10 protein-coding genes are annotated in these 13,328 nt (G+C 72.7%); 9 read left to right on the forward strand and 1 reads right to left on the reverse strand.

Translation table 11 applies throughout. The annotated features are described in order from the left end of the window. Nucleotides 1-185 precede the first annotated feature (185 nt). From OG842_RS23570 to OG842_RS23580, 3 genes are all read left to right on the forward strand, one after another. Nucleotides 186-2,279 (forward strand): N-6 DNA methylase, encoded by a 2,094-nt coding sequence (locus OG842_RS23570; RefSeq protein WP_266733777.1) that lies wholly within the window; start codon nucleotides 186-188, stop codon nucleotides 2,277-2,279. Between the two features lie 150 nt (nucleotides 2,280-2,429). Beyond that, nucleotides 2,430-3,170 carry a hypothetical protein gene (locus OG842_RS23575; RefSeq protein ID WP_266732348.1) on the forward strand — a complete coding sequence of 247 codons (741 nt, stop codon included), beginning with the start codon at nucleotides 2,430-2,432 and terminating at the stop codon, nucleotides 3,168-3,170. Beyond that, nucleotides 3,167-4,711, forward strand: coding sequence for a serine/threonine-protein kinase (locus OG842_RS23580; RefSeq protein ID WP_266732350.1), 1,545 nt, complete (start codon nucleotides 3,167-3,169; stop codon nucleotides 4,709-4,711). The genes OG842_RS23575 and OG842_RS23580 overlap by 4 nt, the downstream gene beginning before the upstream one ends. A gap of 36 nt (nucleotides 4,712-4,747) precedes the next feature. Here the strand turns inward: OG842_RS23580 and OG842_RS23585 are convergent, their stop codons facing one another. Next, on the reverse strand, nucleotides 4,748-7,312 hold the full coding sequence (locus OG842_RS23585; protein ID WP_266732351.1) for a YfhO family protein: 2,565 nt from the start codon (nucleotides 7,310-7,312) through the stop codon (nucleotides 4,748-4,750). A 123-nt stretch (nucleotides 7,313-7,435) separates the two neighbouring features. Here OG842_RS23585 and OG842_RS23590 point away from each other — a divergent pair, with 123 nt between their 5' ends. The 6 genes from OG842_RS23590 to OG842_RS23615 all read left to right on the forward strand — a co-directional run bounded on the left by OG842_RS23590 (nucleotide 7,436) and on the right by OG842_RS23615 (nucleotide 13,163). Beyond that, nucleotides 7,436-8,434 (forward strand): glycosyltransferase family 2 protein, encoded by a 999-nt coding sequence (locus tag OG842_RS23590; protein ID WP_266732353.1) that lies wholly within the window; start codon nucleotides 7,436-7,438, stop codon nucleotides 8,432-8,434. After that, nucleotides 8,431-8,832, forward strand: coding sequence for a GtrA family protein (locus OG842_RS23595; RefSeq protein WP_266732354.1), 402 nt, complete (start codon nucleotides 8,431-8,433; stop codon nucleotides 8,830-8,832). The genes OG842_RS23590 and OG842_RS23595 overlap by 4 nt, the downstream gene beginning before the upstream one ends. A gap of 138 nt (nucleotides 8,833-8,970) precedes the next feature. Continuing rightward, a complete protein-coding gene (locus tag OG842_RS23600; RefSeq protein ID WP_266732355.1) occupies nucleotides 8,971-9,627 on the forward strand; it encodes a SurA N-terminal domain-containing protein in 657 nt (218 codons plus the stop codon). A 46-nt stretch (nucleotides 9,628-9,673) separates the two neighbouring features. Further along, entirely contained in the window at nucleotides 9,674-10,636 is a 963-nt protein-coding gene (locus tag OG842_RS23605) for a nucleoside triphosphate pyrophosphohydrolase (RefSeq protein ID WP_266732357.1), read from the forward strand. Between the two features lie 145 nt (nucleotides 10,637-10,781). Beyond that, nucleotides 10,782-12,119 carry a cytochrome P450 family protein gene (locus tag OG842_RS23610; RefSeq protein ID WP_266732359.1) on the forward strand — a complete coding sequence of 446 codons (1,338 nt, stop codon included), beginning with the start codon at nucleotides 10,782-10,784 and terminating at the stop codon, nucleotides 12,117-12,119. A 105-nt stretch (nucleotides 12,120-12,224) separates the two neighbouring features. After that, entirely contained in the window at nucleotides 12,225-13,163 is a 939-nt protein-coding gene (locus OG842_RS23615; protein ID WP_266732361.1) for a transglycosylase family protein, read from the forward strand. The last annotated feature ends 165 nt before the right edge of the window (nucleotides 13,164-13,328 follow it).

Below are 13,328 nucleotides of genomic sequence, written 5' to 3' on the forward strand. Positions count from 1 at the left end.
ATCGCTCCGGTGCATCGCCCTGTGCGGCGATGGGTCAATCACAGCAGAGCTTGTGAACCGAGTCAACACGGTTCACAGGGAATGAGTTGATGCACGCTGTGAATCGATGTCGTGTGAACCGGGTCGGTATGCTCGCCGACAACCAGTACCGGGACGAGTGCCAGGACCAGCCAGGGAGACAGTCAGTGCCGGAGAACTCGACAGAGGTGACCGCGGCCGGGATCGCACGGCTGGCGGGGGTGGGACGCGCCGCGGTCAGCAACTGGCGCCGCCGCCACGCCGACTTCCCCAAGCCCGTCGGCGGCACCGAGACGAGCCCGTCCTTCGCGCTGCCTGAGGTCGAGCAATGGCTCCGCGACCAGGGGAAACTCGCCGAGGTCCCGCTGCGCGAACGGGTCTGGCAGCAGGTCGCCGGGCACCCGGCCGGAGCGGTCCCCGCCCTGGTCCACGCGGGCTGCGCCCTGCTGCTCCTGCGGACCAGCCCCAGGGCCTGGCCGGAGATCACCGCCGTGTCGGACGAAGGCATGGCCGGCGTGCTCTCCCTCGCCGTCGACAAGGTGCTCACCACCCGCTTCGGACCGGCGGCGGAAGGCGGGAGGGCCGTTCACACCCCGAGCCCCGCCGAACTGCTCCCGTCCGTTCCGCTGCTCCGCGCCGCCGCCGAACTCGCCGCCGGGACCGGGGCCCGGGAGACCTTCGAGTTCCTCCTCGGCCGTCAGCTGGACGCCAACCCGCGTCAGTACACACTCACCCCGCCCGGACTCGCCGAACTGATGGCCGCCCTGGTGGAGACGGGCGAGCGGCCCGCCCGTACGGTCCTCGACCCGGCCGCGGGCACCGGCGCCCTGCTGCGCGCCGTCGCCAACCCCGCCGCCCTGTACGCCCAGGAGGCCGACCCCGACCTCGCCGCGCTCACCGCGCTGCGGCTCGCCCTGAACACCGGCCCCGACTGCGCCCTGGCGGCACGGACCGCCGACACTCTGCGCGCCGACGCCTTTCCGCAGCTCGCCGCCGATGCCGTGCTCTGCCACCCGCCGTTCAACGAACGCAACTGGGGCCACGACGAACTCGCCTACGACCCGCGCTGGGAGTACGGCTTCCCGGCCCGTACCGAGTCCGAACTCGCCTGGGTCCAGCACGCCCTGGCCCATCTGCGCGAGGGCGGCACCGCCGTGCTGCTGATGCCCCCGGCCGCCGCCTCGCGGCGCTCCGGCCGCCGGATCCGCGCCGATCTGCTGCGCCGCGGCGCCCTGCGCGCCGTCATCGCGCTCCCGGCCGGCGCCGCACCCCCGTACGGCATCCCGCTCCACCTCTGGGTGCTCCGCAAGCCCGGCAGCGGCTCGCCCACCTCGCCCGCCTCGCCCGAACTGCTGCTCGTCGACACCGCCGAGACCGCCGAACCGGCTCCGGGAGGGCAGGCTTCCGCAACCGGTGGGCGCGACCGGCTCGACTGGCAGGCGGTGCAGGGCGCCGTGCTCGACGCCTGGCAGGCCTTCGAAGGCGCCGCCCCCGCCGGGGCCCGCCCCGGTGCCGGCCGCGCCGTCCCCGTCATCGAACTCCTCGACGACGACGTGGACCTGGCCCCCGCCCGCCATCTGCCGCCGCCGGCCGCCGCGGGCGGACCCGGCGAACTGATCCGGGTACGGGAGCGGCTCGCCGAGACGCTCGGCCGCGCCGGCGCCCTCACCCCGCCCGCCGTCACCCTCACCGACCCGGCCCACTGGCCCCTCACCACCGTCGGCGAACTCGCCCGCGCCGGAGCCCTCCAGCTCCGCACCGGCGGCTCCGGCACCGGCCATGGGCCCGTGCTCACCGAACACGACGTCCTCGGCTCCACCGCCCCTTCGGGAAGCCTGCCCGCCGACGGCCCCGCCGAGGAGCCGGTCCTCGTCGAACCGGGCGATGTCGTCGTCCCCGTGCTCGGCGGCGGTTCCGCCGCCCGCGTCATCGACGACGCCACGGCGGGCGCCGCGCTGGGCCGCAACCTCCAGCTGCTGCGCCCCGATCCGGCCGCCCTCGACCCCTGGTTCCTGGCCGGATTCCTGCGCGGCACCGCCAACAACCGCCAGGCCAGCAGCTACGCCTCCACCGCCACCCGGCTGGACGCCCGCCGCCTCCAACTGCCCCGGCTGCCGCTCGCGGAGCAGCAGCGGTACGGGGAACGGTTCCGTGCCCTGGCCGAGTTCGAGGACGCGCTCAGACTGGCCGGCCGGCTCGGCGGACAGCTCGTGCAGGGGATGTACGACGGGCTGACGGACGGCACGGTCGCGCCGAAGTGAGCTGAACGGAAGCGAGCTGAACCGAAGTGAGCTGAACCACAGCGGTTCCGTACAACCCGGGGCCGGTTGTCGGTGTCGCCCTTTACGCTCGGATCTGCGTGCACGGAGCGTGTGCGCGGATGTTCAACGACCAGGTCTCCAGGAGCAGCCATGTACGCCCCGGGTCATCCGCCGACGCCGCCGCGCCGGGTTCCCAGCCGGGCCTGGATCGTCTCGATGCGGGTGCTGTTCGGTGTGCTCTCGGTGGGCTCGCTCGGGATCCTGCTGTGGGCTCCGCTGCTCCGGCTCGCGATCGTGCGCCGCCGGGCGTACGACTGGTGGCTGACCGGTGCCGGGTTCGTGCTCGTCTGCGTGCTCCTGCCGGTCCTCGGCCGGGACGGCAGCGACGAACCGACCGGCATCGACTACGCCCTCATACCGCTGCTGCTGGTGACGATGCTGGGCTCGTTCGCGTACTACATGGTCGGGGACATCCGCCATTACGAACGGCTGACCAGGCAGCAGCCGGTGACCGGCTACGGACACGGGTACGGCTACGGGTACCAGTACGCGCCCACGGTTCCGATGGGGAGGCCCACGCCTGCTCCTGCGCCCATGCCCATGCCCGCTCCTGCGCCAATGCCCATGCCCGCGGTTGCCCCCACGCCCGTGCCGTCGCCGCCCCTGCCCGTACAGCAGCCGCCCGCAGCGCCCCAACTCCAGCCACAGCCACAGCCACAGCCACAGCCGCAGCTTCAGCCCCAGCCGTCACCCCGGCCCCAGCCGAACCCCGCGCCCCAACCTCAACCCCAACCCCGGCCCCATTCGCACCCCCACCCCCAGCGCATCGACCAGGTCCGCGCCGAGCTCGACGAGCTGAGCGACTACCTCCGCAAGGAGGAAGGCCGGTGAGCGGGCGTCTCATCGGTGGGCGGTACCAACTGGCGACCATCCTCGGCCAGGGCGGCATGGGCCAGGTCTGGACCGCCTACGACCAGCGCCTGGACCGCCGCGTCGCGGTGAAGCTGCTCCGCCCCGACCGGGTCACCGGCCCCATCGACAGCGAGGCCGCGGGCGAGCTGCGCCGCCGCTTCGTCCGGGAGTGCCGGGTCACCGCCCAGGTCGACCACCCGGGCCTGGTCACCGTCCACGACGCGGGCAGCGACGGCGACGACCTGTTCCTCGTCATGCAGTACGTCGAGGGCGCCGACCTCGCCGACCACCTCGCCGAGCACGAGCCGTACCCCTGGCAGTGGTCCGTCGCGGTCGCCGCCCAGCTCTGCGCCGTCCTGTGCGCCGTGCACGCGGTGCCGATCGTCCACCGCGACCTCAAGCCCCGCAACGTGATGGTGCGTCCGGACGGCACCGTCACCGTTCTCGACCTGGGCGTCGCCTCCGTCCTGGACACCGACACCACCCGGCTCACCCACACCGGCTCACCGATCGGCTCCCCGGCCTACATGGCCCCCGAGCAGGCGATGGGCGGCGCCGTGGGCCCGTACACCGATCTGTACGCCCTCGGTGTGCTCCTCCACGAACTGCTCAGCGGAGACGTCCCGTTCGCCGGGTCCACCGCCCTCGGCGTGCTCCACCGCCACCTCTACGAGCCGCCGGTCCCGGTCCGCCGGATCAGGCCCGAGATCCCCGAGCCGCTCGAAGCGCTGGTGCTGCGGCTGCTCGCCAAGGACCCGCAGTACCGCCCGTCCGGCGCCCAGGAGGTGTACGAACACCTCGCCCCGCTGCTTCCCGCGCCGGGCACCGGGCTCTCCGTCGGACCGCTCGACCCGACCCGCCCCTTCCTGCGCCCGCACGCCCCGTGGCCGGACCGCAACGCCACCAGGCCCCAGCCCGCGGCACCGGCCCCGCCCGCCGCCGCGGCCGCCCGGCCCGATGTGGCCGCCGCCGTCGACGACGTCAAGAAGCTGCTCGGCGAGGGCCGGATCACCCAGGCCGTGGACATCCTCGGCTCGATCCTCCCCGTCGCCGCCGAACAGCACGGCGAGGACTCCGCCGTGGTCCGCATCCTGCGCAAGCAGTACGCGGCGACGCTGATGGACGACGGCCAGTACCGACGCGCCCTGCCCGAGCTGCGCCGGCTCGCCGACGACCGCGCGGCGGAGGCCGGTCCGGCCGACCCGCAGACGCTCCAGTTCCGCTACGACGCGGCCCAGTGCCTGGAACAGCTCGGTGAACCGGCCGCCGCCCTCGCCGAGTACCGCGCGGTCCTCCCGTACTTCGAGAACCACCGCACCACGGGCGGCGACCCCGCCCGCGCCTTCGAGATCCGCAACCGCATCGCGCACCTGCTGCTCGCGCTCGGCGACCACGTGACGGCGCGCGTCCAGCTCCAGGCGCTGCTGTACGACGCAGAGCGGGCCTACGGGCCCCACCACCCGCTGCCGGTGGAGCTGCGCCGCCGGCTCGACCGCCAGGTGGAGGTGCGGGGCGGCTGACGACCGGCCCCGGCCCGGCCCCGGGCCCGGCCCCGGTCAGACCTCCACGGGCTCCGGGGCCCCGGCGGGCTGCGGTGCGCGGTCGGGGCCGGGCCGTCCGGACCGCCCGGTCTCCGACCGCCGCCGGTACGCGAGGGCCGACCCGCCGAGCACGAGTACGGCCAGCGCCCCCGCCCCGGCCACCGCGCCCGCCCGCAGACCCGGGGGCCGGAACGTGCAGTCGACGGCCCCGCCCCGGGCCGGGGCCGGGGTGGCGACCAGGCCCAGGTAGCTGTCGGCGGGGCGGCCCTGGCAGCTCCAGCCCGCGATCCGGGGCGCCGCGATCACGACCGTTCCGGTGGTGCCGGGCGGCAGTTCGGCCCGGACGCCGTGGCCGGTGACGTGGACGGCGGTCGCGCCGGTGCGCTTCAGTCCGGTGACCGCCGAGGCCAGCCGGGCCCGGTCCAGACAGCCGACCGCCCCGTGCGGCACGGTCCCGGCGCGCACCGGGGTCAGCGTGACCCGCACGCTCCCGCCCCCGCCGACCGTGCCCAGGCGCTGCATCGCGGCCCGCCTGGCCGGCAGCTGCCCCTTGAACTCGACCTCCGGTCCGTCGTCGAGCCGCGCCCGGCCGAACATGTCGGGCGACCACAGATACGCCTCGCTGCCCGCCGGGCAGGCGGCGGTCAGTGTGTACGTGCCGCGCCCCACCCGGTAGTCGTACGCCCCCTTGTCCGCCACCGCGCCGCCGTCCGCCGCACGCAGCGCCGTCGTCGGGACCGTGTAGACCCGCGAACCGAGCAGCTGTTCCTGGTTGCGGAACGGTGAACGGCCGTACGGCACAGGCCCGCCAGGCTCGCCAGGCCGGCCCGTCCCGCGCACCGTCACCAGCGGCGGCACCTCGGCACGGCTCACCGTCACCGGCCGGTCGTCCGGGACGTTCGACCCCTGGTGCGGATCGCGCGGCCCGCGCACCCGCGCGCCGACCGAGAAGACCGCGTCCGTGACCGGGTTGTCCAGGCTCTGCACGGCCCGGCCGTTCGACGTCCACCCGCCACCGAGCGCCCGCATCGTGCGGGTCAGCACGGCGGGCGTGTGGCTGCTGTAGTACGCGCCCCCCTGCCCGCCCACCAGCAGCGGATCGTTGGTGGTGGTCTGCTCCCGGCCGGGGTCCGTGCGGTAGCCCGGCCAGCCGTCGGCGCCCGCGACCACGGCCGCCTGGGTCCGCTGCCGTTCGCCCCAGGGCGCGTAGTCGTCGAGCCGGTTCAGCCGCTGCCGGTCGAAGTACGCGGTGGCCGCGGCGGCCTGCCCGGCCTGTGCGCCGATCAGCAGAACGGCGGCCAGCGCCGCGAGCCTCCGGCCCCGCCCGGCCAGCATCAGAGCGCAGGCCGCGGCCACCAGCCCCATCGCGAACAGCGGATACGTCCACCCGGTGACCAGGTCGCTGAGGCCGGCCCCGGCCGCGAGCAGCACCAGGACCGCGGCCCCGCCGAGCAGCGCCCGCCGCTCCGGCCAGCCGTACGAGACCGAGACCCAGGCGGCGATCACCACCAGCCCGGCCAGCACGAACGTCTGCCGGTACGGGCTGCCGTTGGGCGTCGCGAAGGCGTGCCACAGCAGATGGGTCGGCTCCCACTGCATCGACAGCGCGACCCCGGCCACCAGCCCCGCCCACGCCCACCGTTCGCGCCCCGGCATGGACCGCTGGAAGGCGAGCGCAACGGCCAGCAGCAGGGTGCCGGTGCCGAGGAAGAGGGCCGGGGTGAAGAAGCTGTACGTGGCGGGCAGCAGCCGGGCCAGCACATCGGGCCAGGCGGCCGGAGCGAACGGACGGTCCCAGCCCGGGTAGGCGTGCTTGGTCCCCAGATAGACCGGGAGCAGGACGGGCGCCGAGAGACCGACACCGACCCCGACCGTGCAGACGGCCCGCACCAGCCCCCGGACCACCGCCCGCCGGTCGTCCCGCTCGGTGAACAGCCGGACGGCCAGCACCAGAGCGGCACCGAGCGTCGCCATGTACGCCGTGTAGAAGTTGGCCGCCCACACCACCGCCACCAGCAGCGGCCCGGCGATCCGGTGCCGTCCCGTACGGGCCCACTCGGCGACCAGGCAGAGCAGCGGCAGCGCGACCAGGCCGTCCAGCCACATCGGGTTGTACGACGCCTCGGCGACCGACCAGCCGCACAGCGCGTACGAACCGCCGAGCGCGCCGGCCACCCACCAGCGCCCGCCGCGCAGCGTCAGCAGGAACAGGGCCATCAGCGCCGCCGCCGAGCCCATCTTCAGGACCGTCACCACATAGACCGCGAGATCGATCCGGTCACGCGGGAAGACCCCGACGAGCAGGGCGAACGGGCTGGTCAGATAGGTGCCGAGATCCGGCAGGAAGCTCGTCCCGTACCCGGAGGACCAGTTGAGCAGCAGCCCGCCGTCGGCGTTCCCGTGCAGCAGGTCCCACAGCCGGGCGTGGAACGGCACGAACTGATTGCCCAGGTCGTTGACGCTGCGCGTGTGCGGCCCGAACGGGAAGACGCGCGCCACGGCGTCGCCCGCGCAGACCGCGGCGACGGTGAGCAGCGCGGCGAGCGAGCCCGCGCGCAGGCGGGGACGGAAAGTCGGCATACGCAGGAATATGCCAGCTTCGAACGTACAACCCCCGGCCGAATTGGGTCAGTTCACGCAATGGACGCCCACCGGTCACGTGTTGCATCGGGTTCCGACATCTGGCCGGGCTGATGTACTTCCGTGCTGATCTCGCTGGTGGTGCCTTGTTTCAACGAGGAAGAGATCCTCGAACGCTTCCATGAACGCGTCACGGAAGAAATGGCCGGGCTGGGACATGAATTCCAGCTGGTGTTCGTCGACGACGGCAGTGCGGACCGGACCCTGGTGATCCTCCAGGAACTGGCCGCCGCCGATCCGCGGGTCCGCTATGTCTCCTTCAGCCGCAACTTCGGCAAGGAGGCCGCGATGCTGGCCGGTCTCCAGCACGCCGAGGGCGACGCCGTGGTCATCATGGACGCCGACCTCCAGCACCCGCCCGAGCTCGTGGGCCGGATGCTCCAGGAGCACGAGCAGGGCCACGACCAGGTGATCGCCCGCCGCACCCGCAAGGGCGACCGGGTCACCCGCACCCTCAGCGCCCGCGCCTACTACTGGCTGATCAACCGCCTGGTGGACGTGGAGCTGGTGGACGGCGTCGGGGACTTCAGGCTGCTGTCCCGCCGCACCGTCGACGCGGTACTGGAACTCACCGAATACAACCGGTTCTCCAAGGGCCTTTTCGCCTGGGTGGGATTCCGTACGACGACCTTCTCCTACGAGAATGCCGTCCGTGAACAGGGAAGTTCCGCCTGGACCTTCGGAAAGCTGCTCAATTACGGTCTCGACGGGCTGCTCTCCTTCAACAACAAACCGCTGCGTGCCGCGCTCTACCTGGGCATGCTGCTGCTTTCGGTGGCCTTCGCCTATGCTGCGTGGATCGTCGGCGTCGCCCTGGTGAAGGGAGTGGAAACTCCCGGCTATGTCACGCTCATCGTCGTGGTCACCGCACTCGCCGGGGTCCAGATGGTGATGGTCGGGGTGGTCGGCGAGTACGTCGGCCGCATCTACTACGAAGTGAAGCGACGCCCGCACTTCCTGGTGAAGGCCACCAACACCGAGGCACCGCGACAGACGCCACAGACGCCACAGACGTCACAGACGCGACAGATGCGGGAACCCCAGGAGTTCGTACGCCGATGACGGTCACCGCGCAGATGGCCCGATTCGCCCTCGTGGGAGTGGTGAACACCGGCACGTACTACGGCTGCTATCTCGTCCTGCTGATGTGGCTGCCCTACATCGCCGCCCATGTGATCGCCTTCGCGCTGAGCATGACCGGCTCCTTCTTCCTGAACTCCTGGTTCACCTACCGGACCCGGCCCACCTGGCGGAAGTTCCTGCTCTTCCCGCTCACCAACGCCGCCAACTTCGTCATCACGACCGGCGGTGTCTATCTGCTGGTCGACCTCGCCGGGTTCAGCAGCCGGTACGCGCCGCTGGTCGCGGCCGCGGCGGCCATCCCGATCACCTTCGTCGTCTCGCGCACGATCATGCTGCGGCCGGACACCCCGGCCCCGGCGGCCGAGCGCGTGCCCTGAGCCGTCCCGGCCGGGGCCATATCCCCAACTCCTCCCGAATCGTTGGTCGAATCGGTGGCCCCAGCCGTGTCCACTGCCTAACATCGATCACCGCAAGGTCTTGTGCACTGATGCACAAACTCTCCCCGGGAGGTTCCTTTGCACCGCCGCCGTCGCACCGCGCTCACCGTCTCCGCCGCCCTGCTCGCCGGCGCCCCACTCCTGACCGCCTGCGGCAGCGAGGCCCACCCGGGCGCCGCGGCCGTCGTCGGCGGGGACCGGATCGAGGTCTCCACGCTGCAGAGCCAGGTGGCCGCCGTACGCGAGGCGCAGCGCGATTCGAAGGATGCCTCCCAGCTCATCGACAAGTCCGGGCAGCTCGGCCGGGCCAAGCTGCACGGCATGATCTTCGACCGGGTCCTGGACCGGGCCGCACAGGACGCGGGCGTGACCGTCAGCCGCAGCGAGATCCAGCAGATGCGCAAGGCGGCGGCCGCCCAGTCCGGCGGGGAGGAGCGGCTGCGGACGGCGATGCTCCAGCAGAGCTGGGTAGCCCCCGGCCAGATCGACGCCGTCCTGCGCGAGCAGGTCCAGCTGACCAAGCTGGCCCAGGCGCTCGGCGCCGACCTCCAGCAGCCCGCCGGCCAGCAGGCCGTCGGCGAGGCGCTCGGCAAGGCGTCGAAGGCCCTGCGGGTCGACGTCAATCCGCGCTACGGCACCTGGGACGACAAGCAGACCCAGCTCGCCGACTACAAGGCCCCCTGGCTCAACCCGGTCACCAAGCCGGCCGGTGCGGCCGCCGAGGCCGGGGCCTGACCGGCCGCGGAAGGGGCGGTGGGAGCGACCGGAGTAGATTCGAACGGTGAATGCTGAAGACCCCGGCCGTATCGTTCTGCTCACCGCCAGCCACCGCGTCGCGCCAGGACTACTGTCCTGGCCCGCCTGGCAGGCACTGCACGCCGCCGACCGGGTGCTCTGCGCCGAGCCGGACCACCCGCAGCTGCCGTATCTGCGCGAGGCGGGCGTCACCGTCGAGCATGCCGCGCCCACCGCGCAGGAGCTCGTCGACGCCTGTGCGGGCGGCCGGTCCGTCGTCGTCCTCGCGGGCGGCGAGGGCGATCAGCCGCTGACCGACGGGCTCGCCCGGCTCGCCGGTTCGGGCCGGGTGCGGATGCCGGACCTGGAGCTGCTGCCCGGCTCGTACGACCTGCCGGGCGCCCGGCTCCTCGATCTGGTCCAGGTCATGGACCGGATCAGGGTCGAATGCCCGTGGACCTCGCAGAAGACCCACAAGGGCCTCGCCAAGTACGCCATCGAGGAGGCGTACGAACTCGTCGAGGCGATCGAGGACGGCGACCGCGACGAGCTGCGCGAGGAACTCGGCGACGTGCTCCTCCAGGTCGTCTTCCACGCCAGGATCGCCGAGGAGGACGAGGAGGAGCCGTTCTCCGTCGACGACGTGGCCGCGACCCTCGTCGAGAAGCTGATCCACCGCCACCCGCACGTCTTCGGCGACGAGAGCGCCGAGACCCCGGAGGACGTCCACGCGCACTGGCTGCGCACCAAGGCCATCGAGAAGCAGCGCGACTCGGTCACCGACGGGGTCCCGCTCGGCCAGCCCGGCCTGGCGCTGGCGGCGAAGCTGGCCGGCCGGGTCCGTACCGCGAAGCTCGACGTGCCGCTCCCCACCGGCGACGGCATCGGCTACGAGCTCCTCGCCCTCGCCGTACGCGCCGAGCAGGACGGCATCGACCCCGAGGCCGCCCTGCGGGCCGCGGGCCGCGCCTACCGGGACGCCATCAGGGCGGCGGAGGGCAACGAGTAGCGCCGGGGCGACGCCTGGCGCCGGAGGGGAACGAGGAGCGCCGGAGGGAGCCGAGCAGCGCCGGAGGGCGACGGGAACCGCCGGTGGAGACGAGTGCGCCGGAGGGCGGGGGATGGCGCCCGGGGGCGACGGATAACGTCGGGGGGTGAACCACAGCCCCGCCGACCGCCCCGCCGATCAGCCCGCCGACAGTCCCGCCGATGCGCCCGCCGCCTGCCCCGTCGGCGGCCCCGAACTCTTCACCTGGGAGTTCGCCACCGACCCGTACCCGGCCTACGCCTGGCTGCGCGAGCACAGCCCCGTGCACCGGACCGCGCTGCCCAGCGGCGTCGAGGCGTGGCTCGTGACCCGGTACGCGGACGCGCGGCAGGCGCTCGCCGACACCCGGCTCTCCAAGAACCCGGCGCACCACGCCGAGCCGGCGCACGCCAAGGGGAAGACGGGCATCCCGGGCGAGCGCAAGGCGGAGCTGATGACGCATCTGCTGAACATCGACCCGCCGGACCACACCCGGCTGCGCCGCCTCGTCTCCAAGGCGTTCACCCCGCGCCGGGTCGCAGAGTTCGCACCGCGCGTACAGGAACTGACGGACCGCCTCATCGACCGCTTCATCGCGGAGGGGAAGGCGGACCTCATCCACGACTTCGCCTTCCCGCTCCCCATCTACGCGATCTGCGACCTGCTCGGCGTTCCGCGCGAGGACCAGGACGACTTCCGGGACTGGGCGGGCATGATGATCCGCCACGGCGGCGGCCCGCGCGGCGGGGTGGCCAGGTCGGTGAAGAAGATGCGCGGGTATCTCGCCGAGCTGATCCACCGCAAGCGGGAGAACCCCGGGGACGATCTGATCTCCGGGCTGATCCGGGCCAGCGACCACGGCGAGCACCTCACCGAGAACGAGGCCGCGGCCATGGCCTTCATCCTGCTCTTCGCCGGATTCGAGACCACGGTCAACCTCATCGGCAACGGGGTCTACGCCCTGCTGTGCAACCCCGCGCAGCGCGAACGGCTCCAGCTCTCCCTGGACGCGGGGGAGAGCGGGCTGCTGGAGACCGGCATCGAGGAACTGCTGCGGTACGACGGCCCGGTGGAACTGGCCACCTGGCGGTTCGCCACCGAACCGCTGACGCTCGGCGGACAGGACATCGCGGCCGGGGACCCGGTACTCGTGGTGCTCGCCGCGGCCGACCGCGACCCGGAGCGTTTCGAGGACCCCGACACGCTCGACCTCGCACGGCGTGACAATCAGCACCTCGGATACGGGCACGGCATCCACTACTGCCTGGGCGCGCCGCTCGCCCGGCTGGAGGGACAGACCGCGCTCGCCACGCTCATGAACCGCCTTCCGGACCTGCGACTTGCGGTGGAACCTACCGATTTGCGGTGGCGTGGCGGGCTCATCATGCGCGGACTCCGCACGCTTCCCGTGGAGTTCACCCCCGGGTCCGCCCACGCAGAAAGTGACACTCCGTCAATTCTGTGACTTTCACGTGATCTGCGCTGCATCGACTTGTGACTCCCGTTCGAACCCGGCTAGGTTCACCGTTCGACTCACCAGTCACACGTCAGCTACCCGGAAGGCAACCCCATGGGCTCCGCGAACGGCAAACACCGTCGCCCCCGTCAGGCACCCGCCATCGTCGTCGCCGCGGGCGTGACCGGATCGGCGATCGCCATCCCGCTGCTCGGCGCGTCCGGTGCCCACGCGGCCGACGCCACGACCTGGGACCGGGTGGCCGAGTGCGAGAGCGGCGGCGCGTGGAGCGCCGACTTCGGGAACGGTTACTACGGCGGCCTCCAGTTCTCGCAGGAGACCTGGAAGGCGTACGGCGGTGAGGCGTACGCGGAGCGCGCCGACCTCGCCAGCCGGGCGCAGCAGATACAGGTGGCCGAGAAGGTGCTGGACGACCGGGGCCCGCGGGCCTGGCCCAGCTGCGCGGTCATCTCCGGCCTGGCCGTGGACGGGAAGCTGCCGGGGGTGGACCCGGGCTCGGTGCCCGCCGACGACCCGGCCGGGAGCGAGAAGCCGGTTGACGACGCGTCGGCGGACCCGTCGGGCGACGCCACGCCCTCCGGGAGCGCCTCGGACGGTACGGACGCCGTGGACGGCGCGGACGGCTCGGAGGGGTCCGGCAAGCCGTCGGGGAAGAGCTCGCCGTCCCCGAAGCCCTCGGCCTCGACCACCCCGTCCCCCGGAGCGCCCGCCTCGCCCGACGCGTCCAGCGGCAAGGGCGGCAAGCACCGCGGCGCGCCGGCCGCCGAGAAGGGGCGCGGCGCGGACGCCGACGGCCGCGAGTCGGGCCGTCACGCATCGCGCGGCGGCAAGGACGCGCGCGACACGGCCGCCCCGGCCGCCGACGGCACGTACACCGTCCACGCCGGCGACAACCTCTGGTCGATTGCTGACGCACAGAAGGTTCCCGGCGGCTGGCCCGCGCTCTACGAGGCCAACAAGGCTGCCGTCGGCGCCGACCCGGACCTCATCCTCCCTGGCCAGAGCCTCGATCTCGATGTGAAACCCAACTGAGGTAAGTCTGATAATCGACTAAAAGCGCCCCAAAAACTGGGGTAGTTCAGGGACCTATGTCCACTTATGTGTAAGTGAGACATGGGTCTCTTTGCGTCAACTGGCGTGTCGCGCCTGGGGGTCCCTTCCGCATCCGGTCCCACCTGCGGAAACGGCAGTTCTTCA

The sequence above is a fragment of the Streptomyces sp. NBC_00376 genome (assembly GCF_036077095.1).
GTDB lineage: Bacteria > Actinomycetota > Actinomycetes > Streptomycetales > Streptomycetaceae > Streptomyces.